Source organism: Sphingomonas segetis (assembly GCF_009720245.1).
GTDB classification, from domain to species: Bacteria; Pseudomonadota; Alphaproteobacteria; order Sphingomonadales; family Sphingomonadaceae; genus Sphingomicrobium; species Sphingomicrobium segetis.
Genome location: NZ_WJSQ01000047.1, coordinates 1 through 17093 on the forward strand (window position 1 = coordinate 1; position 17093 = coordinate 17093).

28 protein-coding genes and 2 pseudogenes are annotated in these 17093 nt (G+C 65.2%); 22 read left to right on the top strand and 8 right to left on the bottom strand.

Translation table 11 applies throughout. From position 1 onward, the window contains the following. The 7 genes from GH737_RS06500 to GH737_RS06525 all read right to left on the bottom strand — a co-directional run. Positions 1-385 (bottom strand): hypothetical protein (locus GH737_RS06500; RefSeq protein ID WP_196233017.1); only part of this gene is annotated, 385 nt, incomplete at its 3' end. Positions 386-404: 19 nt separating this feature from the next. Beyond that, positions 405-797 carry a carboxymuconolactone decarboxylase family protein gene (locus GH737_RS06505; protein ID WP_155264041.1) on the bottom strand — a complete coding sequence of 131 codons (393 nt, stop codon included), beginning with the start codon at positions 795-797 and terminating at the stop codon, positions 405-407. After that, positions 794-1192 (bottom strand): DUF488 domain-containing protein, encoded by a 399-nt coding sequence (locus tag GH737_RS06510; RefSeq protein WP_155264042.1) that lies wholly within the window; start codon positions 1190-1192, stop codon positions 794-796. Before GH737_RS06510 ends, GH737_RS06505 begins: the two co-directional genes overlap by 4 nt. 23 nt (positions 1193-1215) lie before the next feature. Next, positions 1216-1641, bottom strand: a complete 426-nt coding sequence (locus tag GH737_RS06515; RefSeq protein WP_196233018.1) for a nuclear transport factor 2 family protein — start codon at positions 1639-1641, stop codon at positions 1216-1218. Further along, entirely contained in the window at positions 1638-1787 is a 150-nt protein-coding gene (locus GH737_RS15185; protein ID WP_196233019.1) for a hypothetical protein, read from the bottom strand. The genes GH737_RS06515 and GH737_RS15185 overlap by 4 nt, the downstream gene beginning before the upstream one ends. Before the next feature lies 1 nt (position 1788). Beyond that, positions 1789-2154, bottom strand: coding sequence for a hypothetical protein (locus GH737_RS06520; RefSeq protein ID WP_155264044.1), 366 nt, complete (start codon positions 2152-2154; stop codon positions 1789-1791). Between the two features lie 277 nt (positions 2155-2431). Further along, on the bottom strand, positions 2432-2644 hold the full coding sequence (locus GH737_RS06525) for a hypothetical protein (RefSeq protein ID WP_155264045.1): 213 nt from the start codon (positions 2642-2644) through the stop codon (positions 2432-2434). A 429-nt stretch (positions 2645-3073) separates the two neighbouring features. Between GH737_RS06525 and rpsL the strand changes: the two genes are divergently transcribed. From rpsL to tuf, 4 genes are all read left to right on the top strand, one after another. Beyond that, positions 3074-3445, top strand: a complete 372-nt coding sequence (rpsL, locus tag GH737_RS06530; protein ID WP_028969180.1) for a 30S ribosomal protein S12 — start codon at positions 3074-3076, stop codon at positions 3443-3445. A 64-nt stretch (positions 3446-3509) separates the two neighbouring features. Next, positions 3510-3980 carry a 30S ribosomal protein S7 gene (gene rpsG, locus GH737_RS06535; protein WP_155264046.1) on the top strand — a complete coding sequence of 157 codons (471 nt, stop codon included), beginning with the start codon at positions 3510-3512 and terminating at the stop codon, positions 3978-3980. A 67-nt stretch (positions 3981-4047) separates the two neighbouring features. After that, complete coding sequence (gene fusA / locus GH737_RS06540; RefSeq protein WP_155264047.1) at positions 4048-6138, top strand: elongation factor G; 2091 nt, start codon at positions 4048-4050, stop codon at positions 6136-6138. Between the two features lie 77 nt (positions 6139-6215). After that, positions 6216-7406, top strand: a complete 1191-nt coding sequence (gene tuf / locus GH737_RS06545; protein WP_155264048.1) for an elongation factor Tu — start codon at positions 6216-6218, stop codon at positions 7404-7406. Positions 7407-7493: 87 nt separating this feature from the next. On the opposite strand, the gene GH737_RS06550 is transcribed toward tuf, so the two are convergent. After that, the gene (locus GH737_RS06550; protein WP_155264049.1) at positions 7494-8003 is read right to left on the bottom strand and encodes a YybH family protein; all 510 of its coding nucleotides are present in this window, start codon (positions 8001-8003) and stop codon (positions 7494-7496) included. A 241-nt stretch (positions 8004-8244) separates the two neighbouring features. On the opposite strand from GH737_RS06550, the gene rpsJ reads away from it, so the two are divergent. The 18 genes and pseudogenes from rpsJ to rplR all read left to right on the top strand — a co-directional run bounded on the left by rpsJ (position 8245) and on the right by rplR (position 16936). Then, positions 8245-8556, top strand: coding sequence for a 30S ribosomal protein S10 (rpsJ, locus tag GH737_RS06555; RefSeq protein ID WP_028969184.1), 312 nt, complete (start codon positions 8245-8247; stop codon positions 8554-8556). A gap of 182 nt (positions 8557-8738) precedes the next feature. Further along, a pseudogene (gene rplC, locus GH737_RS06560) lies at positions 8739-9449 on the top strand (50S ribosomal protein L3); the annotation flags it as partial. Positions 9450-9681: 232 nt separating this feature from the next. Continuing rightward, positions 9682-10308, top strand: coding sequence for a 50S ribosomal protein L4 (gene rplD / locus GH737_RS06565; protein ID WP_155264051.1), 627 nt, complete (start codon positions 9682-9684; stop codon positions 10306-10308). Next, entirely contained in the window at positions 10301-10615 is a 315-nt protein-coding gene (locus tag GH737_RS06570) for a 50S ribosomal protein L23 (RefSeq protein WP_155264052.1), read from the top strand. Before rplD ends, GH737_RS06570 begins: the two co-directional genes overlap by 8 nt. 3 nt (positions 10616-10618) lie before the next feature. After that, the gene (gene rplB / locus GH737_RS06575; RefSeq protein ID WP_155264053.1) at positions 10619-11455 is read left to right on the top strand and encodes a 50S ribosomal protein L2; all 837 of its coding nucleotides are present in this window, start codon (positions 10619-10621) and stop codon (positions 11453-11455) included. Between the two features lie 3 nt (positions 11456-11458). Next, positions 11459-11734 (top strand): 30S ribosomal protein S19, encoded by a 276-nt coding sequence (gene rpsS, locus GH737_RS06580; RefSeq protein ID WP_155264054.1) that lies wholly within the window; start codon positions 11459-11461, stop codon positions 11732-11734. Beyond that, the gene (gene rplV, locus GH737_RS06585; RefSeq protein WP_155264055.1) at positions 11734-12111 is read left to right on the top strand and encodes a 50S ribosomal protein L22; all 378 of its coding nucleotides are present in this window, start codon (positions 11734-11736) and stop codon (positions 12109-12111) included. Before rpsS ends, rplV begins: the two co-directional genes overlap by 1 nt. Then, positions 12112-12825 (top strand): 30S ribosomal protein S3, encoded by a 714-nt coding sequence (gene rpsC / locus GH737_RS06590; protein ID WP_155264056.1) that lies wholly within the window; start codon positions 12112-12114, stop codon positions 12823-12825. It abuts the gene before it with no gap. Between the two features lie 18 nt (positions 12826-12843). Further along, positions 12844-13278, top strand: coding sequence for a 50S ribosomal protein L16 (gene rplP / locus GH737_RS06595; protein ID WP_155264057.1), 435 nt, complete (start codon positions 12844-12846; stop codon positions 13276-13278). 1 nt (position 13279) lies between these two features. Further along, positions 13280-13489, top strand: coding sequence for a 50S ribosomal protein L29 (gene rpmC / locus GH737_RS06600; protein WP_155264058.1), 210 nt, complete (start codon positions 13280-13282; stop codon positions 13487-13489). A 14-nt stretch (positions 13490-13503) separates the two neighbouring features. Next, positions 13504-13740, top strand: a pseudogene (gene rpsQ, locus GH737_RS15755) (30S ribosomal protein S17); the annotation flags it as partial. A gap of 189 nt (positions 13741-13929) precedes the next feature. Continuing rightward, the gene (gene rplN / locus GH737_RS06610) at positions 13930-14298 is read left to right on the top strand and encodes a 50S ribosomal protein L14 (RefSeq protein ID WP_028969193.1); all 369 of its coding nucleotides are present in this window, start codon (positions 13930-13932) and stop codon (positions 14296-14298) included. After that, a complete protein-coding gene (gene rplX / locus GH737_RS06615) occupies positions 14298-14615 on the top strand; it encodes a 50S ribosomal protein L24 (protein ID WP_155264060.1) in 318 nt (105 codons plus the stop codon). The genes rplN and rplX overlap by 1 nt, the downstream gene beginning before the upstream one ends. Continuing rightward, positions 14608-15300 (top strand): 50S ribosomal protein L5, encoded by a 693-nt coding sequence (rplE, locus tag GH737_RS06620; RefSeq protein WP_155264061.1) that lies wholly within the window; start codon positions 14608-14610, stop codon positions 15298-15300. Before rplX ends, rplE begins: the two co-directional genes overlap by 8 nt. Before the next feature lie 31 nt (positions 15301-15331). After that, the gene (gene rpsN / locus GH737_RS06625; RefSeq protein WP_155264062.1) at positions 15332-15637 is read left to right on the top strand and encodes a 30S ribosomal protein S14; all 306 of its coding nucleotides are present in this window, start codon (positions 15332-15334) and stop codon (positions 15635-15637) included. An 11-nt stretch (positions 15638-15648) separates the two neighbouring features. Continuing rightward, positions 15649-16044, top strand: a complete 396-nt coding sequence (gene rpsH / locus GH737_RS06630; RefSeq protein ID WP_155264063.1) for a 30S ribosomal protein S8 — start codon at positions 15649-15651, stop codon at positions 16042-16044. Then, a complete protein-coding gene (rplF, locus tag GH737_RS06635; protein WP_155264064.1) occupies positions 16044-16580 on the top strand; it encodes a 50S ribosomal protein L6 in 537 nt (178 codons plus the stop codon). The genes rpsH and rplF overlap by 1 nt, the downstream gene beginning before the upstream one ends. Positions 16581-16582: 2 nt before the next feature. After that, on the top strand, positions 16583-16936 hold the full coding sequence (gene rplR / locus GH737_RS06640) for a 50S ribosomal protein L18 (RefSeq protein WP_155264065.1): 354 nt from the start codon (positions 16583-16585) through the stop codon (positions 16934-16936). Positions 16937-17093 lie beyond the last annotated feature (157 nt).

A 17093-nucleotide genomic window follows, 5' to 3' on the forward strand; every position in this document is an offset into this window, starting at 1 on the left:
TGGCATGGTGGCGGCCGACCCAGCGCGCCAGGACGGAACCGATCAGCCCTCCGGCACCGCCGGCGACCACAGCGGCGGCGATCGTCGCGGCGAGGGGGCCGCCAGCGACGACCGCAGCCCCGGCCGCGACGGTCGCCCCGACATAGGCGAGCCCTCCGATCAGCGCACCTTCGGCGTCGCCGATCGCGGCGGTCGAGACGAAGGACGCCCGCGGAACGTCGGGATCGTCGGCCATTTCCTCGACGCGCCGGTAACGGTCGTGGAGCTTTTCGGCGACCGAGTCTGCGCTGGCGAGCAGGCTGAGTTCGGCGCGGTCGAAGCCCGAACTCAGCAGCTCATCGATCGCATTCTCGAGATGGTCGGCGGCATGGAATATCGCGACCACCTCGCATGCACGATCGGACTCAGTGGGCACTGTGATCCACGCCTGCGAGCGCCGGGGCCCGATCGTTGTCGACCTCGGGGTCAGCCCCATCGTCCATCTCGGCGAGCGCCATCACCGAATGGGCGAAGGCTGCGCCTGCGCGCATCTCAGCCGCGACCCAGATCGCCTCCATCAGCTCGGCGTTGGAAGCGCCTTCGCGCAGCGCCGCGCGCGTATGGCCCTTGATGCAGTACGGGCATTGCGTGACGTGGGCGACGGCCACGGCAATGATGTTCTTGGTCTTGGTCGAGAGCGCGCCTTCGGCGAACACGGCCTGGCTGAAGTCGTGGAACGCCGCCGCGGTGCCGGGAGCAAGATCGCGGCGCATGCGCGAGAGTTCGCGCGTCGGGTTGGGATAAAGTTCTTCGGTCATGTCGTGCTCCTTCGGTGTCCCCGTCGGCCGAGAATGACGTTCCTCAGCACGACGGCTTCGTTGTGCGCCTCGTCCTTTGCGCCATAGACGAGCGTAATCCGTCCCTCCCGGGCTCGCCGGCGCAGTTCGCGAAGCAGCGGTCGCTGTTCCTTCAGTTCGTCGCGATAGCGGCGGCGGAACTCGTCCCAGCGCGCCGGATCGTGGCCGAACCATTTTCGCAGCGCGGCGCTCGGCGCGATGTCCTTCAGCCACTCGTCGAGGGCGGCTTCCGCCTTGCTCACGCCGCGTGGCCACAAACGGTCGACGAGCACCCGCTGTCCGTCGTCGGCGGCGGCAGGCGAATAGGCGCGCTTCAGTGCGACGTTGCGGGCGCGGACGGCGGGCCCGGCGGCCATCCGGCGCGAGGCGCCATTTCGGTTCAAAATCCGACGCTGCCGGATGAGGATTGCCAGGCGATCATCTGCCACTCGCCCGCTTCCTTCCGCCACACGCCGATGCACGGAAAATGAAACACCTGCTGCTCGCCATCGAGGCGCGAGTGGCCGAGCATGATCCCGGCGAGCACGACCAGGTCATCGAGGGCGCGCGCGTGGGTCTCGCGGACGTCGAAATCCTTGTCGTAGGTCAGCGCATGGGCGCCAATTCCGTGGAGATAGCGCTTCTTGTCGTACATCTCGCCGGCGCTGTTGACGTAGATCAGCTGGTCGTGGAGCAGCGGCGCAAGGGCAGCAACGTCGTTGGTCCGGGTGGCCTCGATCCGGCGCCGTTCGAGTGCGCGGACCGCGTTCAGGCCGGCGCTTGCGGACTCGGTTGCGAACATCGCCTGATGTGCCTTGCCCGTCATGGCCGCGGATGCGCCACGGGAGGCGGGGCAATTGCGCCGCCTTCGTCCGCCCATTGCTCGAGTGCTTCCTCATCGGGATCGATCGCCGGCGGGTCGGGCTCATGGGTCGTCCGCTTTACCGGATTCGGAGCTGTGCTGGCGGGCATCTCATCGGTCCCCGAATTGCGACGAAAGGTCGTTCGCCGGCTCACGCGCATGCTCCGGCGAAGATGCGCGCTGAGTCGAGCGCTGGCGAGCCGCGGCACCGTCCAGCTCGGGAAAGGCGCAGGCGCTTTCGGGCGCCGCATGCTGCGCAATCGAGCCGCCAAGCAGGGTGAAGCCGTGGCTGTCGCCGCGCCTGAGCACCATCGTTTCGGATGGGCGGCGGCCGGGGGTCAACAGTCTGTCGAGTATCCGTCGAGTCACGTCGATCAGCCAGGCGATGGTCAACATCGGACCGGGAGCGACGGCCTTTGGCGGCGTGTCACCGTAGCTGCGGCTATTATGATAATCGGTTGGGCGGTGCCAATTCATGTCCGAACTCCTTCCGGCGGAGTTTCGGATTTCGGCCGCCTCTCCGCGACCGTTCCAAGGTGGGTCCTCAGCTTTCGTTATACAAATGAATTGAATCTCATGTTGAGCGCAGATTTGGTGCATTGAATTAAGGCATGTGCCGCGCGGGGCCGATCGCCGGGGTCCTGCGCCGCAGGCACCAGAGCGGCTTTGGGCAATTCGACGGCCTGCGCTCGCTCAGGCCCGGCCGACTCGGTGCCGAAGCGGCAACCGCACGGCGGGCGCAGAGCCTTTAGTTCTAGATCAGCTCGTCGACATCGACGCCGAGCTGCTTCCATTGCGATTTTGTCCGGCACTCGGTCCGCTTGAGGTGCGACCCGGTGTCGCCGCTGAACGTGATGCAATATTGGCGCTCGGCGGGTTTGGCCTGCTTGCTGGCCGGAGCCGCTGCGGCCGCGGTGGACACGAAGAGCAAACCCAGACCGGCTGTCGTCGCAAGAAACTTAACCATCGGACTACTCCACTCTTGAGGAGCGCTGATACTATGTCTCTAAGCCGGCCCGCCGTGCGTTGGTTTCGACCGGATGCCCGGCGCTTTCGACGGTGTCCGTCCGTCGTTTCGTGGAGCGCGTTCGTCGCTTCATCGTGCGTCCGGTGCGGCATAAATGGCGCATCAGCATCGCATAAATGCCGCAACCCGACCCGTTGACGGGTGGGGGTGCCGCCGCTATGTCGCCGCCCGTCCGCAGGGTTGGTGAAACCGACGTTCCAGCGGGCAAAGAGCTGAACATTGCTCAACACGCGCGTCGCCAGGCGGGCCTTCAGGCTGCTTCGGCTCCGCGCTTTTTCTGTTGAGCAAAGTAACCGCGGGGACTTCCCGCAATGAGGGCACCCACGAAAGTACTACTTTCGTGGGACCCGAGGAAAGGTGAAGGGCTTCATGCCGACGATCAACCAGCTGATCCGCAAGGGTCGCGAACCGCAGAAGGCCAAGTCTAAGGTCCCTGCGATGGAGCAGAACCCGCAGAAGCGCGGAGTCTGCACCCGCGTTTATACGACGACCCCGAAGAAGCCGAACTCGGCGCTTCGCAAGGTGGCCAAGGTCCGCCTGACCAACCAGCGCGAAGTGATCAGCTACATCCCCGGCGAGGGCCACAACCTCCAGGAGCACAGCGTCGTGCTGATCCGCGGCGGCCGTGTGCGCGATCTTCCGGGCGTGCGCTATCACGTGCTCCGCGGCGTGCTCGACACCCAGGGCGTCAAGGACCGCAGGCAGTCCCGCTCGAAGTACGGCGCGAAGCGCCCGAAATAATCCACGAGAGTAAGCCCCGGGCAGGTTCAAGTCCCGGACCAGCTGAAGAGAAAGGAAACGTCCAATGTCTCGTCGTCGCCGCCCCGAGAAGCGCGAAATCCTGCCCGATCCCAAGTTCGGCGATCTGGTTCTCTCCAAGTTCATGAATTCGGTGATGCTCGACGGCAAGAAGTCGGTCGCCGAAGGGATCGTCTACGGTGCGCTCGACAATGTCGAAACACGCATGAAGGTCGAGCCTTTGCGCGTGTTCCACGACGCGCTCAACAATGTGAAGCCGGGCATCGAGGTCCGCAGCCGCCGCGTCGGCGGCGCGACCTACCAGGTGCCGGTCGAGGTCCGTCCGGAGCGCGCCCAGGCGCTCGCCATCCGCTGGCTGATCTCGGCGGCGCGGGCGCGGTCGGAGAAGACCATGTCGGGCCGCCTGTCGGGCGAGCTGATGGACGCGTCGCAGAACCGCGGCAATGCCGTGAAGAAGCGCGAGGACACGCACCGCATGGCCGAAGCGAATCGCGCTTTCAGCCACTACCGCTGGTAAAAGCTCATACCTATATCGTGGCGAGCCGCTGCTGAGCGGCCCCCCACATCGCCAAGGAAGAATTGAAATGGCCCGCAGCCATCCGCTCGAACGCTATCGCAACATCGGCATCATGGCGCATATCGACGCCGGCAAGACGACGACGACCGAGCGCATCCTTTATTACACCGGCAAGTCCTACAAGATCGGCGAAGTCCACGAGGGCACCGCGACGATGGACTGGATGGAGCAGGAGCAGGAGCGCGGGATCACCATCACGTCGGCGGCGACCACCTGCTTCTGGTCGGCGGGCGACGGCCCCGAGCACCGGATCAACATCATCGACACGCCGGGCCACGTCGACTTCACCATCGAGGTCGAGCGCTCGCTTCGCGTGCTCGACGGCGCGGTCGCCTGCTTCGACGGCGTTGCCGGGGTCGAGCCGCAGTCGGAAACCGTCTGGCGGCAGGCCGAGAAGTACAAGGTGCCGCGGATGTGCTTCGTCAACAAGCTCGACCGCACCGGCGCGAATTTCGACATGTGCGTCGGGATGATCAAGGATCGCCTCGGCGCGCGCCCGGCGGTGCTTTACCTGCCGATCGGAATCGAAAGCTCGTTCAAGGGCCTCGTCGACCTGGTCGAGAACCGCGCGATCGTCTGGCTCGAGGAGAGCCTCGGTGCCAAGTTCGTCTACGAAGAGATTCCGGCCGAGCTTGCCGACGCCGCGGCTGCTGCCCGCCAGGAGCTGATCGAGATGGCCGTCGAGCAGGACGACGACGTCATGGAGGCCTATCTCGAGGGCAAGGAGCCGGACACGGCGACGCTCAAGAAGCTGATCCGCAAGGGCACTCTAAACTTCTCGTTCGTTCCGGTGCTGTGTGGCTCGGCGTTCAAGAACAAGGGCGTCCAGCCGCTGCTCGACGCGATCGTCGACTATCTTCCGAGCCCGCTCGATATCCCGCCGGTCGAAGGCCACAAGCTCGACAGCGAGGCCGTCGAAACCCGGGCGCCTTCCGACGACGCACCGTTCTCGGCGCTTGCGTTCAAGATCATGAACGACCCGTTCGTCGGCACGCTGACCTTCGCGCGTATCTATTCGGGCAAGCTCGAGACTGCCTCGCAGGTCATGAACTCGGTCAAGGATAAAAAGGAAAAGGTCGGACGCATGCTGCTGATGCATGCCAACGACCGCGAGGACATCCAGGTTGCCTATGCCGGGGACATCGTCGCGCTGGCCGGTCTCAAGGACACGACCACCGGCGATACGCTGTGCGCATCCAACGCGCCGATCATCCTCGAACGGATGGAATTTCCGGATCCGGTCATCGAGGTCGCGGTCGAGCCCAAGACCAAGGCCGACCAGGAGAAGATGGGCGTCGCGCTCAATCGGCTGGCGCGCGAAGACCCGAGCTTCCGGGTCACCACCGACCATGAATCGGGCCAGACGATCATCAAGGGGATGGGCGAGCTCCACCTCGAGATCCTGGTCGATCGCATGAAGCGCGAGTTCAAGGTCGAGGCCAATGTCGGCGCTCCGCAGGTCGCCTATCGCGAATATCTCGCGAAGCCGGTGGATCTGACCTACACCCACAAGAAGCAGTCGGGCGGCTCGGGTCAGTTCGGTGAGATCAAGATCAACGTGATCCCAGCCGAACGCGGATCGGGCTTCCAGTTTTTCGACGAGATCAAGGGCGGCAACGTCCCCAAGGAATATATTCCGTCCGTCGAGAAGGGGCTGCGCGAGACCGCGGAGACGGGCTCGCTGATCGGCTTTCCGATCATCGACTTCGAAGTCCACCTCGTCGATGGCAAGTATCACGACGTCGACTCTTCGGCGCTCGCGTTCGAGATTTGCGCGCGCGGGGCCATGCGGGAAGCGGCCCAAAAGGCCGGCATCAAGCTGCTCGAGCCGATCATGAAGGTCGAGGTCGTGACACCCGAGGATTATCTCGGCGACGTGATCGGCGACATCAACAGCCGGCGCGGCCAGATCCAGGGCACCGACAGCCGCGGCAACGCGCAGGTGGTGGAGGCGATCGTGCCGCTGGCCAACATGTTCGGCTACGTGAACCAGCTGCGTTCCTTCACCCAGGGCCGCGCACAGTACACGATGCAGTTCTCGCACTATGACGAAGTGCCGCAGAACGTCGCCGACGAGGTGAAGGCGAAGCTGGCATAAGCGCGAATTTGTAGTTATGGGCGCGTCCGCGAAGAGGGCGGGCCGCCCGAATTCCTTTCAATAGAAGAGGCGTTAAAATGGCGAAGGCTAAATTCGAGCGGAATAAGCCGCACGTGAACATCGGCACCATCGGTCACGTCGACCATGGCAAGACGTCGCTGACGGCGGCGATCACCAAGGTGCTGGCTGAGACGGGCGGCGCCACCTACACCGATTACGCGAACATCGACAAAGCTCCCGAGGAGCGCGAGCGCGGAATCACCATTTCGACCGCGCACGTCGAATATGAGACGGCCAAGCGCCACTATGCGCACGTCGATTGCCCGGGCCACGCCGACTATGTGAAGAACATGATCACCGGCGCTGCCCAGATGGACGGCGCGATCCTGGTCGTGTCGGCCGCCGACGGCCCGATGCCGCAGACCAAGGAGCACATCCTGCTCGCCAAGCAGGTCGGCGTTCCGACCATGGTCGTGTTCCTCAACAAGGTCGACCAGGTCGACGACCCCGAGCTGCTCGAGCTGGTCGAGCTCGAAATCCGCGAGGAGCTGTCCAAGCGCGACTTCGACGGCGACAACATTCCGATCGTCTCGGGTTCGGCGCTCGCCGCGCTCGAGGACAGCAACAAGGAGATCGGCCACGACGCGATCCTCAAGCTGATGGAAGCGGTCGACGACTGGATCCCGACCCCGGAGCGTCCGCTCGACAAGCCGTTCCTGATGCCGATCGAGGACGTGTTCTCGATCTCGGGCCGCGGCACGGTCGTCACCGGCCGCGTCGAGCAGGGCATCGTCAAGGTCGGCGAGGAAGTCGAGATCGTCGGCATCAAGGACACCCAGAAGACCGTCGTCACGGGCGTCGAGATGTTCCGCAAGCTGCTCGACCAGGGTCAGGCCGGCGACAACATCGGTGCCCTTCTGCGCGGCATCGGTCGTGAGGACGTCGAGCGCGGCCAGGTCCTGGCCAAGCCCGGCTCGATCACGCCGCACACGGACTTTTCCGCCGAGGTCTACGTCCTGTCGAAGGACGAGGGCGGCCGTCACACGCCGTTCTTCGCCAACTACCGTCCGCAGTTCTACTTCCGGACGACCGACGTCACCGGCGAGGTCGTGCTCCCCGAGGGCACCGAGATGGTGATGCCGGGCGACAACGTGAACCTGGGCGTCAAGCTGATCGCCCCGATCGCGATGGACCAGGGCCTGCGCTTCGCGATCCGCGAAGGCGGCCGCACCGTCGGCGCCGGCGTCGTCGCCAATATCAGCAAGTAAGTCTCGCGCCTTCGGGCGCTGGATGAACAAGGGCCCGGTGCTTTACCCGAAGCGCCGGGCCTTTTCATTGCTGCGCTGGCGCCTGCTTCAGCCGCCGCTCGCAGGAAGATCGCTATTGAAGATGTCGGCTGCGGCTTTCCACTCGCCGGCTATCTTGCGCCACACGACTACATATTTGCCGGTGTCGGTCTGCGCAGTGCCCTTCGGGGCCGCCTTCAGGCTGTACGTCCCGCGATCGAGCGCCATGTCGCCTGAAGATGACACGACGATCTGTTCGGGCGTGAAGGTCAAATCGAACCCCGGCGTCTGCATCATCGATGCCCAAGTCTTCTCGATCGCCGCCGGACCTTTGGCGATCGGTCCGTTGGGCGGCATTACCGCTCCATCGTCGGTGTAGAGCTTTGCGATCCCCGCGGCGTCCTTCGCTTTGACGAGCTGAGCCCAGCGGTCGACCTGTCCGCGGATTGCCTGCTCCTCCGCGCCAATATCGACCGCAGCGGCGCCATTAGCTTCGGGCGTGCCGTTGTCGGGCCTATGGCTTGCCTGGCACGCCGGCAGCAGTAGTCCTGCGGCAGAAAGTAGTAAGACCTGTTTCATCGGCCCCTCCTTGTTATCGGTCCTTTTGTAGCACGAGCGGGGGTGCGTCGCACCAAACCCGACGCACAGGGGTTGATCTCACACCCCGTCCTCTGTAGAGGCGCCTCCACCGACGGGGATTCGTCACCGTCACCAACATTCAAGCTGAGGTCGTCCGTCCGGGAAACCGGGGTCAAACGGGTGTGGCCTCTTTGTTTTCGGGCTGGCAACAGCTCGGCGGCTCTTTCGCATCGGTAGGGACATGGAAACGCAGAATATCCGGATTCGCCTGAAAGCGTTCGATCATCGAGTGCTCGACCAGGCGACTGGCGACATCGCCGATACGGCGCGCCGGACGGGTGCACTCATCCGCGGTCCCATTCCCCTCCCGACGCGCATCGAGAAGTTCACCGTCAACCGCTCGCCGCACGTCGACAAGAAGTCGCGCGAGCAGTTCGAGGTCCGGACTTACAAGCGGCTGCTCGATATCGTGCAGCCGACGCCGCAGACGGTCGACGCGCTGATGAAGCTCGATCTCGCAGCCGGCGTCGACGTGGAGATCAAACTGGCGTAACCGGCCAGCGCGGGCTTAGGGGCCCGCGACGATAGGGCGATACCGCCGGAGGCTGGCTCCGGGCTGCGTCCCCGCCGCTCCTTCCTTCAAGGAGCACTAGCCCAGGCGGGGCACGCAAATATTTGGATGGGCTGCACGCACGCGGGAATGTCCCCACGTGCCTCTGTGTGAGGAGTTTGGTCATGCGCACCGGCGTGATCGCGAAGAAGGTCGGAATGACCCGCCTGTTCCAGGCGGACGGTCGGCACGTGCCGGTCACCGTCCTGCAGCTCGAGGAGCTGCAGGTCGTCGGCCGCCGTGAAATGGACCGCGACGGCTACACCGCCGTTCAGCTCGGCGCAGGCAAGGCCAAGGCAAAGAACGTCGCCAAGCCGCAGCGCGCCGCGTTCGGCAAGGCCGAAGTCGAGCCCAAGGCCAAGGTCGTCGAGTTCCGCGTCGCCGAAGACGCGCTGCTCGACGTCGGCGCGCGCATCAGCGCCGAGCATTTCGTCGCCGGGCAGCTGGTCGACGTTGCCGGCGTGACCCAGGGCAAGGGCTTCGCCGGCGCGATGAAGCGCTGGAATTTCGGCGGCCTGCGGGCGACCCACGGTGTTTCGGTCTCGCACCGTTCGCACGGGTCGACCGGCAACCGCCAGGACCCGGGCCGCGTGTTCAAGAACAAGAAGATGGCGGGCCACATGGGCGCTCGCAATCGCACCCAGCAGAACCTCGAAATCGTCCGCACCGACCCGGTCCGCGGCCTGCTGTTCGTCAAGGGTTCGGTGCCCGGGCACAAGGGCGGCTGGCTGACCGTCAGCGACGCGATCAAGCTGCCGCGCCACGACACCGCGCCTTATCCGGCGGGGATCGTGTCGAAGGACAAGCCGGTCGACGAAACCGAAGCTCCGGTCGCCGGCCTGGTCGATGAGGCCGCGGTGCACGAGATTCCGGCGCTTCCGGGCGACGATGAAGTCGCCGCGATCGCCGCCGAGCAGGAAGCCGGCGCGGCCGCCGATGCAGCTGCTGCCGATGCGGCGGAAGCCGAAGCCGCCGATGCGGCCCAGGCTGCGCAAAATAAAAAGGCCGGCGCGGCCGAGGACAGCATCAAGCCTGCCCCCGACGCCGACGAAGGCAAGGAAGGCTAAGATGAAGGTCAAGGTACAGACCCTCGACGCCAAGGCAGGCGGGGACATCGAGCTCAACGACGAGATTTTCGCCGTAGAGCCGCGCGCCGACATCCTCCACCGCGTCGTCACCTGGCAGCTCGAAAAGCGCCGCGGCACAGCCCGCGCTGCTCGCGAGCGCTCGGAAGTCGCGCGCACCGGCAAGAAGTTCGGCCGGCAGAAGGGCGGAGGCACGGCTCGGCACGGCGACCGCCGCGCCCCGATCTTCATCGGCGGCGGCAAGGCCCACGGCCCGCGCGTGCGCGACTTCAATCCGTCGCTCAACAAGAAGATCCGCGTTCTCGGCCTCAAGATGGCGCTGTCGGCGAAGGCGAAGGACGGCAACTTGCTGGTCATCGACAATCTCGACGTCGCCGAGGGGAAGACCAAGACGCTCAGGGAGCAACTCGGCAAGCTCGGCTTCGGCAAGACCGCGCTGGTTATCGACGGCGACGCGCTCAACGTCGGCTTCGCCCGCGCCTCCTCGAACCTCGAGAGCATCAACCTGATGCCGGCGGTCGGGGCCAATGTTTACGACATCATGCGCCACGAGACGCTGGTCCTGACCCGCGCCGCGGTCGAGAAGCTGGAGGACCGCTTCAATGGCTAGGAAGCCGCAAGCCGCGCCCGACGCGCGCCATTACGACATCGTGCTCGCGCCCCACATTACCGAGAAATCGACGATGCTGTCGGAGGCGAACGCGGTGGTGTTCAAGGTCGCCCCGACCGCGAGCAAGCCCGAGATCAAGGCTGCGATCGAGGCGTTGTTCAACGTCAAGGTCGTGGGCGTGAACACGATCGTTACCAAGGGGAAGACCAAGCGGTGGAAGGGCAAGCCCTACCAGCGCTCCGACATGAAGAAAGCGATCGTGACCCTGGCCGCGGGCCAGACCATCGACGTGACGAGCGGGATCTAAGTCATGGCTCTGAAGCAATACAAGCCGACCTCTCCGGCCCGCCGCGGTCTGATCCTGGTCGACAAGTCGTCGCTCTGGAAGGGCAAGCCGGTCAAGGCGTTGACCGAAGGCAAGCGCAAGACCGGCGGCCGCAACAACAAGGGGCATGTGACCTCGCGCGGGATCGCCGGCGGCCACAAGCAGAAGTACCGCGTGATCGACTTCAAGCGCCGCACGTGGGACGTGCCGGCGACGGTCGAGCGTCTCGAGTACGATCCGAACCGCTCGGCGTTCATCGCCCTCGTCACCTACGAGGGCGGCGAGCAGGCCTATATCATCGCGCCGCAGCGGCTTGCGCCGGGCGACAAGGTGATCGCGGGCAAGAAGGTCGACGTGAAGCCTGGCAATGCGATGGAGATCGGCCAAATGCCGGTCGGCACCATCGTCCACAATGTCGAGCTCAAGCCCGGCAAGGGCGGCCAGATCGCGCGCGCCGCCGGAACCTATGTCCAGGTCGTCGGGCGCGACCGCGGGATGGTCATCGTCAGGCTCAATTCAGGCGAGCAGCGCTACGTCCGCTCGGATTGCATGGCCACCATTGGCGCCGTGTCGAACCCGGACAACCAGAACCAGACGCTGGCCAAGGCCGGCCGCACGCGCTGGATGGGCAAGCGTCCGCTCACCCGCGGCGTCGCCAAGAACCCGGTCGACCACCCGCACGGCGGCGGTGAGGGCCGGACTTCGGGCGGCCGTCATCCGGTTACCCCCTGGGGCAAGCCGACCAAGGGTGCCCGCACCCGTCACAACAAAGCGACCGACAAGTTCATCATCCGGTCGCGTCACGCGAAGAAGAAGGGTTAATCCATGGCCCGTTCCGTCTGGAAAGGTCCGTTCGTCGAGCTTTCGCTGCTGAAGAAGGCCGAAGGCGCACAGGACAAGGGTGGCCGAGCGCCGATCAAGACCTGGTCGCGTCGCTCGACGATCCTGCCGCAGTTCGTCGGCCTGACGTTCAATGTCTACAACGGCCGCAAGTTCGTGCCGGTGTCGGTCAACGAGGAAATGGTGGGCATGAAGCTCGGCGAGTTCGCGCCGACGCGCACGTTCCACGGCCACGCCTCCGACAAGAAGGGCAAGCGCTGATGGGCAAGGCAGTTGCACCCCGCAAGGTGAGCGACAAGGAAGCGCTCGCCGTCGGCAACACGATCCGCGGTTCGGCGCGCAAGCTCAACCTGGTCGCGCAGCTGATCCGCGGCCGCAAGGTCGAGGAAGCGCTCAACATCCTCAAGTTCAGCCCGAAGGGGATGAGCGAGGATGTTTACAAGGTGCTCGCTTCGGCGGTCGCCAATGCGGAGAACAACCACAACCTCGACGTCGACGCGCTGGTCGTCGCGGAGGCGAGCGTCGGCAAGTCGATCTCGATGAAGCGCTTCGCGACTCGTGCGCGCGGTCGCTCGAGCCGCATCGTCAAGCCGTTCAGCCGCATCCGCGTCGTCGTTCGCGAGCAGGAAGAAGCTTAAATGGGTCAGAAATCCTCTCCTGTCGGGCTGCGCCTGCAGATCAACCGTACCTGGGACAGCCGCTGGTTCGCGGAAGGCCAGGACTACGGACGGCTGCTGCTCGAGGATCTCAAGATCCGCCGCACCATTCTCGAGAAGCTGCCGCAGGCGGCGATCTCGAAGGTGGTGATCGAGCGTCCGGCCAAGATCTGCCGCATCTCGATTTATGCGGCGCGGCCCGGCGTCATCATCGGCAAGAAGGGCGCGGACATTGAGAAGCTCAAGAAGGAGCTTCAGAAAATGACGAGCTCGGAGGTGAGCCTCAACATCGTCGAGATACGCAAGCCCGAGATCGACGCCAAGCTCGTCGCCCAGGGCGTCGCCGACCAGCTCGAGCGCCGCATCGCTTTCCGCCGCGCGATGAAGCGCGCTGTGCAGTCGGCGCTTCGCCTCGGCGCCGAGGGCATCAGGATCACCTGCGCCGGCCGTCTCGGAGGCGCCGAGATCGCGCGCACCGAATGGTATCGCGAGGGCCGGGTTCCGCTGCACACGCTGCGCGGCAACGTCGATTATGCCGAGGCCGAGGCGCACACCGCCTACGGCGTCTGCGGGGTGAAAGTGTGGGTCTTCAAGGGCGAGATCCTGGGTCACGACCCGCTCGCCCAGGACCGGCTGATGATGGAGGCCCAGACCTCCGGCGTCCGGCCGGCGCGCGAAGAGCGCGGCAACCGGTAAGCGCGAAGGACAAAAGACATGCTGCAACCCAAGCGCACCAAATTCCGCAAGGCCTTCAAGGGCCGGATCCACGGCAACGCCAAGGGCGGGACCGAGCTCAACTTCGGCGCCTTCGGCCTCAAGGCGATGGAGCCGGAGCGGATCACCGCGCGCCAGATCGAGGCGGCTCGCCGCGCGATCACCCGCCACATCAAGCGTACCGGGCGCCTCTGGATCCGCGTGTTCCCGGATGTGCCGGTGAGCTCGAAGCCGGCCGAAGTCCGCATGGGCTCGGGCAAGGGCTCGCCCGAGTTCTGGGTCGCCCGGGTCAAGCCGGGCCGGATCCTGTTCGAGCTCGACGGCGTCCCTGGCTACCTCGCCAAGACGGCGTTCGAGCGCGCGGCCGAAAAGCTGCCGATCAAGACGAAGGTCGTGGCCCGCCTCGGCGAGACGCTGGCCGGAGAGGAAAAATAAGATGCCTGCGATCGACGATCTCAAGCTGAGGACCGACGACCAGCTCCAGCAGCAGCTCGGCGAGCTGAAGCGCGAGCAGTTCAACCTGCGCTTCCAGTCGGCGACCAACCAGCTCGAAAAGCCGAGCCGTGTCAAGGAAGTGCGCCGCACCATCGCGCGCATCAAGACGCTGCAGCACGAACGCGCCCGGGCGCAGGCCGCCAAGGCGTAAGGAGAATATGTAAGATGCCAAAGCGCGTCCTCACCGGCACCGTGGTCTCCGACAAGGGTGACAAGACGGTCGTGGTCCGTGTCGAGCGGCGGGTGAAGCACCCGCTTTACGGCAAGATCATCAAGCGGTCGAAGAAGTATCACGCCCACGACGCGGCCAATGGGTTCCACGTCGGCGAGATCGTGCGCATCGAGGAATGCGCCCCGGTCTCGAAGCTCAAGACGTGGACGGTCGTCGACCGGATCGGCACCGCGCAGGTCGGGAGCGTCGACATCGCCGAGCCCGAGACGTTCGGATCGCCGGAGCCCGAGACCAAGGATACGGCCGAGAAGCCGGCTAAGGCATCGAAGGGCGCAAAGGGTTCTGGCGGCAAGGCCAAGGCCGAAGACGTCGCCGAAGCGGACGCCTGAGTAGATTTGAAAAGAGGATAGGGTCGAACAATGATCCAGATGCAGTCCAACCTGGACGTCGCGGACAACAGCGGGGCCAAGCGCGTCCAGTGCATCAAGGTGCTGGGCGGGTCCAAGCGCCGCACCGCGGGCGTCGGCGACATCATCGTCGTTTCCGTCAAGGAAGCGGCGCCGCGCGGCCGTGTGAAGAAGGGCGACGTTCACCGCGCGGTGATCGTGCGCACCGCCAAGGACATCCGCCGTCCCGACGGTTCGGTGATCCGCTTCGATTCGAACGCCGCCGTGCTGGTCAACAAGAACGAGGAGCCGATCGGCACCCGTATCTTCGGCCCCGTGGTGCGCGAGCTTCGCGCCAGGAAGCACATGAAGATCATCAGTCTTGCGCCGGAGGTGCTGTAATGGCCGCGCAGAAGATCAAGAAGGGCGACCGCGTCGTCGTCCTCGCCGGCAAGGACAAGGGCCGTACCGGCGAAGTCGTCCGTGCGCTGCCCAAGGAAGGCAAGGTGGTCGTGTCGGGCATCAACGTCCACGCGCGCCATCGCAAGCCGTCGCAAACCAACCCGCAGGGCGGGATCGAGCGCAAGGAAGCGCCGCTGCATGTCTCGAACGTCGCGATCGCGACCGCCGACGGCAAGCCGAGCCGCGTCCGTTTCGAGGTGCGCGACGGCAAGAAGGTCCGCGTCGCGGCCAAGACCGGAGATCTGATCCATGGCTGACAACGAGAACAAGGTCGACGAGGCGGAGACGCCCGTGACCGCACAGAAGCCCGAGAAGGCCGTGAAGCCGGAAGCGGCGGAGAAAGCCGGGAAGGCCGAAAAGGCCTCGAAGGCCGCGGATTACAAGCCGCGCCTGAAGCGCGACTATGACGAGCGCATCGTCCCGGCGATGATCGAGCGGTTCGGCTACAAGAACAAGCTCGAGGTGCCCAGGCTCGACAAGATCGTCATCAACATGGGCGTCGGCGAGGCGACCCAGGACAAGAAGCGCGTCGAGACCGCGGCCGCCGAGATGGAGCGGATCGCCGGCCAGAAGCCGGTGATTACCAAGGCGAAGAAGTCGATCGCCCAGTTCAAGCTGCGCGAAGGCATGCCGATCGGCTGCAAGGTCACCCTGCGCCGCGACCGCATGTACGAGTTCCTCGACCGGCTGGTCACGATCGCGCTTCCGCGCGTCCGCGACTTCCGCGGGCTCAATCCGCGCTCGTTCGACGGTCGGGGCAATTACGCGCTCGGCCTCAAGGAGCAGATCATCTTTCCCGAGATCAATTACGATCAGATCGACAAGGTCCGCGGGATGGACGTCATCGTAACCACCACGGCGAAGACGGATGAGGAGGCGCGCGAGTTGCTGCGCCTGTTCAACTTCCCCTTCCCCGCAGAGGAGCAGCGGGAGGCCGCGTAAGCGGGCTCCCCATAGGAGAAGAACTTAAGTCATGGCGAAACTGAGTTCGATCAACAAGAACGAGCGGCGCAAGAAGCTCGTCCAGCAGCATGCGGCGAAGTACGCGAAGCTGAAAGCGATCGCGAACGACGAGTCGAAGGACGAGACCGAGCGTCTCATCGCGCGCCTGAAAATGGCCGAGCTGCCGCGCAACGCGAACCCGACGCGGGTTCGCAACCGCTGCGAGCTGACCGGGCGTTCGCGCGCTTATTACCGCAAGTTCCGCCTGTCGCGGATCATGCTGCGGGAGCTGGCCAACAAGGGCCTGATCCCCGGCGTCACCAAGTCGAGCTGGTAGGAGGATCACCGATGCCGATGACCGATCCTCTGGGTGACATGCTCACCCGCATCCGCAATGGCCAGCAGGCGAAGAAGGATTCGATCCTGACGCCGGCGTCGAAGCTGCGCAGCCACGTCCTCGACGTGCTTCAGCGTGAAGGCTACATCCGCGGCTACACCGAGGAAGAGCTCGCTGGCCAGAAGGGCCTGCGGATCGAGCTAAAATATTTCGAGGGCCAGCCTGCGATCCAGCACCTGGCGCGCGTGTCGAAGCCGGGGCGCCGCGTCTATTCGGCTGCGCGCGAGCTTCCGCGCATCCGCAACGGCCTCGGCACGGTGATCGTGTCGACCCCTCGCGGTGTGCTCTCGGATGCCGAAGCGCGCGATCAGAATGTCGGCGGCGAAGTGCTGGCGGAGGTATTCTGATGTCCCGAATTGGAAAAAAACCGATCGCTCTTCCGAGCGGCGTTACCGCCGCCGTCGAGAGCGGCACGCTGACCGTGAAGGGGCCCAAGGGGCAACTTGCGATGCAGTTGCTCGACGATCTCGTCCAATATGAGATCGCCGAGGGCGAAATCCGGGTCACACCGCTGATGGACGCGCAGCGCAACCGCGCCGCCTGGGGCATGCAGCGCACGTTGGTGCAGAACCTCGTCACCGGTGTGACCGAGGGCTTCACCAAGGTGCTCGAGATCAGCGGCGTCGGCTACCGCGCGCAGGCGCAGGGCAGGAACCTGCGGCTCCAGCTCGGCTACAGCCACGACGTGAACTTCCCGATCCCCGAGGGCATCGACGTCAAGACTCCCGACCAGAACACGGTCGAGATCAGCGGCATCGACAGCCAGAAGGTCGGCCAGGTCGCGGCCGAAATCCGCCGCTGGCGCAAGCCCGAGCCCTACAAGGGCAAGGGCATCAAGTACCGCGGCGAGTATATCTTCCGCAAAGAAGGCAAGAAGAAGTAGCCATGGCGAATCTCTCCCTCTTCGACCGCCGCCGCCGTCGTGTGCGCACCGCGCTGCGCGCGCGTGGCGCCGCCAAGCCGCGCCTGTCGGTCCACCGTTCGGGTCGGCACATCTACGCGCAGGTCATCGACGATGCAGCGGGCAAGACCGTCGCAGCGGCCTCGACCCTCGACAAGGATCTCAAGGGCAAGACCGGCGCGACAAAGGATGGTGCCGCTGCCGTCGGCAAGGCGCTCGCTGAGCGCGCGAAGAAGGCCGGAGTCAGCCAGGTCGTGTTCGACCGCGGCGGCTTCCTCTTCCATGGCCGGGTGAAGGCCCTCGCCGACGCTGCCCGCGAAGGCGGATTGGAGTTCTAAATGGTGCAAGAGACTGAAACGCCCGAAGTGACTCAGGGAGGTGCCGAGCAGGCGCAGACCGAAGTGCCGGCCGACGCCGGCGTCGCAGCGCAACCGCAGACGCAGCAAGCGCCACCTCCGCAGCATCCGCAGGGTCGTGGCCCGCGCGGGGGACGCG

Excerpts from the sequence above, each read along its gene's own strand:
- GH737_RS06505 (WP_155264041.1), bottom strand. The coding sequence starts at position 797 with ATGACCGAAGAACTTTATCCCAACCCGACGCGCGAACTCTCGCGCATG.
- GH737_RS06510 (WP_155264042.1), bottom strand. The coding sequence starts at position 1,192 with ATGGCCGCCGGGCCCGCCGTCCGCGCCCGCAACGTCGCACTGAAGCGC.
- GH737_RS06515 (WP_196233018.1), bottom strand. The coding sequence starts at position 1,641 with ATGACGGGCAAGGCACATCAGGCGATGTTCGCAACCGAGTCCGCAAGC.
- GH737_RS15185 (WP_196233019.1), bottom strand. The coding sequence starts at position 1,787 with ATGCCCGCCAGCACAGCTCCGAATCCGGTAAAGCGGACGACCCATGAG.
- GH737_RS06520 (WP_155264044.1), bottom strand. The coding sequence starts at position 2,154 with ATGAATTGGCACCGCCCAACCGATTATCATAATAGCCGCAGCTACGGT.
- GH737_RS06525 (WP_155264045.1), bottom strand. The coding sequence starts at position 2,644 with ATGGTTAAGTTTCTTGCGACGACAGCCGGTCTGGGTTTGCTCTTCGTG.
- rpsL (WP_028969180.1), top strand. The coding sequence starts at position 3,074 with ATGCCGACGATCAACCAGCTGATCCGCAAGGGTCGCGAACCGCAGAAG.
- rpsG (WP_155264046.1), top strand. The coding sequence starts at position 3,510 with ATGTCTCGTCGTCGCCGCCCCGAGAAGCGCGAAATCCTGCCCGATCCC.
- fusA (WP_155264047.1), top strand. The coding sequence starts at position 4,048 with ATGGCCCGCAGCCATCCGCTCGAACGCTATCGCAACATCGGCATCATG.
- tuf (WP_155264048.1), top strand. The coding sequence starts at position 6,216 with ATGGCGAAGGCTAAATTCGAGCGGAATAAGCCGCACGTGAACATCGGC.
- GH737_RS06550 (WP_155264049.1), bottom strand. The coding sequence starts at position 8,003 with ATGAAACAGGTCTTACTACTTTCTGCCGCAGGACTACTGCTGCCGGCG.
- rpsJ (WP_028969184.1), top strand. The coding sequence starts at position 8,245 with ATGGAAACGCAGAATATCCGGATTCGCCTGAAAGCGTTCGATCATCGA.
- rplD (WP_155264051.1), top strand. The coding sequence starts at position 9,682 with ATGAAGGTCAAGGTACAGACCCTCGACGCCAAGGCAGGCGGGGACATC.
- GH737_RS06570 (WP_155264052.1), top strand. The coding sequence starts at position 10,301 with ATGGCTAGGAAGCCGCAAGCCGCGCCCGACGCGCGCCATTACGACATC.
- rplB (WP_155264053.1), top strand. The coding sequence starts at position 10,619 with ATGGCTCTGAAGCAATACAAGCCGACCTCTCCGGCCCGCCGCGGTCTG.
- rpsS (WP_155264054.1), top strand. The coding sequence starts at position 11,459 with ATGGCCCGTTCCGTCTGGAAAGGTCCGTTCGTCGAGCTTTCGCTGCTG.
- rplV (WP_155264055.1), top strand. The coding sequence starts at position 11,734 with ATGGGCAAGGCAGTTGCACCCCGCAAGGTGAGCGACAAGGAAGCGCTC.
- rpsC (WP_155264056.1), top strand. The coding sequence starts at position 12,112 with ATGGGTCAGAAATCCTCTCCTGTCGGGCTGCGCCTGCAGATCAACCGT.
- rplP (WP_155264057.1), top strand. The coding sequence starts at position 12,844 with ATGCTGCAACCCAAGCGCACCAAATTCCGCAAGGCCTTCAAGGGCCGG.
- rpmC (WP_155264058.1), top strand. The coding sequence starts at position 13,280 with ATGCCTGCGATCGACGATCTCAAGCTGAGGACCGACGACCAGCTCCAG.
- rplN (WP_028969193.1), top strand. The coding sequence starts at position 13,930 with ATGATCCAGATGCAGTCCAACCTGGACGTCGCGGACAACAGCGGGGCC.
- rplX (WP_155264060.1), top strand. The coding sequence starts at position 14,298 with ATGGCCGCGCAGAAGATCAAGAAGGGCGACCGCGTCGTCGTCCTCGCC.
- rplE (WP_155264061.1), top strand. The coding sequence starts at position 14,608 with ATGGCTGACAACGAGAACAAGGTCGACGAGGCGGAGACGCCCGTGACC.
- rpsN (WP_155264062.1), top strand. The coding sequence starts at position 15,332 with ATGGCGAAACTGAGTTCGATCAACAAGAACGAGCGGCGCAAGAAGCTC.
- rpsH (WP_155264063.1), top strand. The coding sequence starts at position 15,649 with ATGCCGATGACCGATCCTCTGGGTGACATGCTCACCCGCATCCGCAAT.
- rplF (WP_155264064.1), top strand. The coding sequence starts at position 16,044 with ATGTCCCGAATTGGAAAAAAACCGATCGCTCTTCCGAGCGGCGTTACC.
- rplR (WP_155264065.1), top strand. The coding sequence starts at position 16,583 with ATGGCGAATCTCTCCCTCTTCGACCGCCGCCGCCGTCGTGTGCGCACC.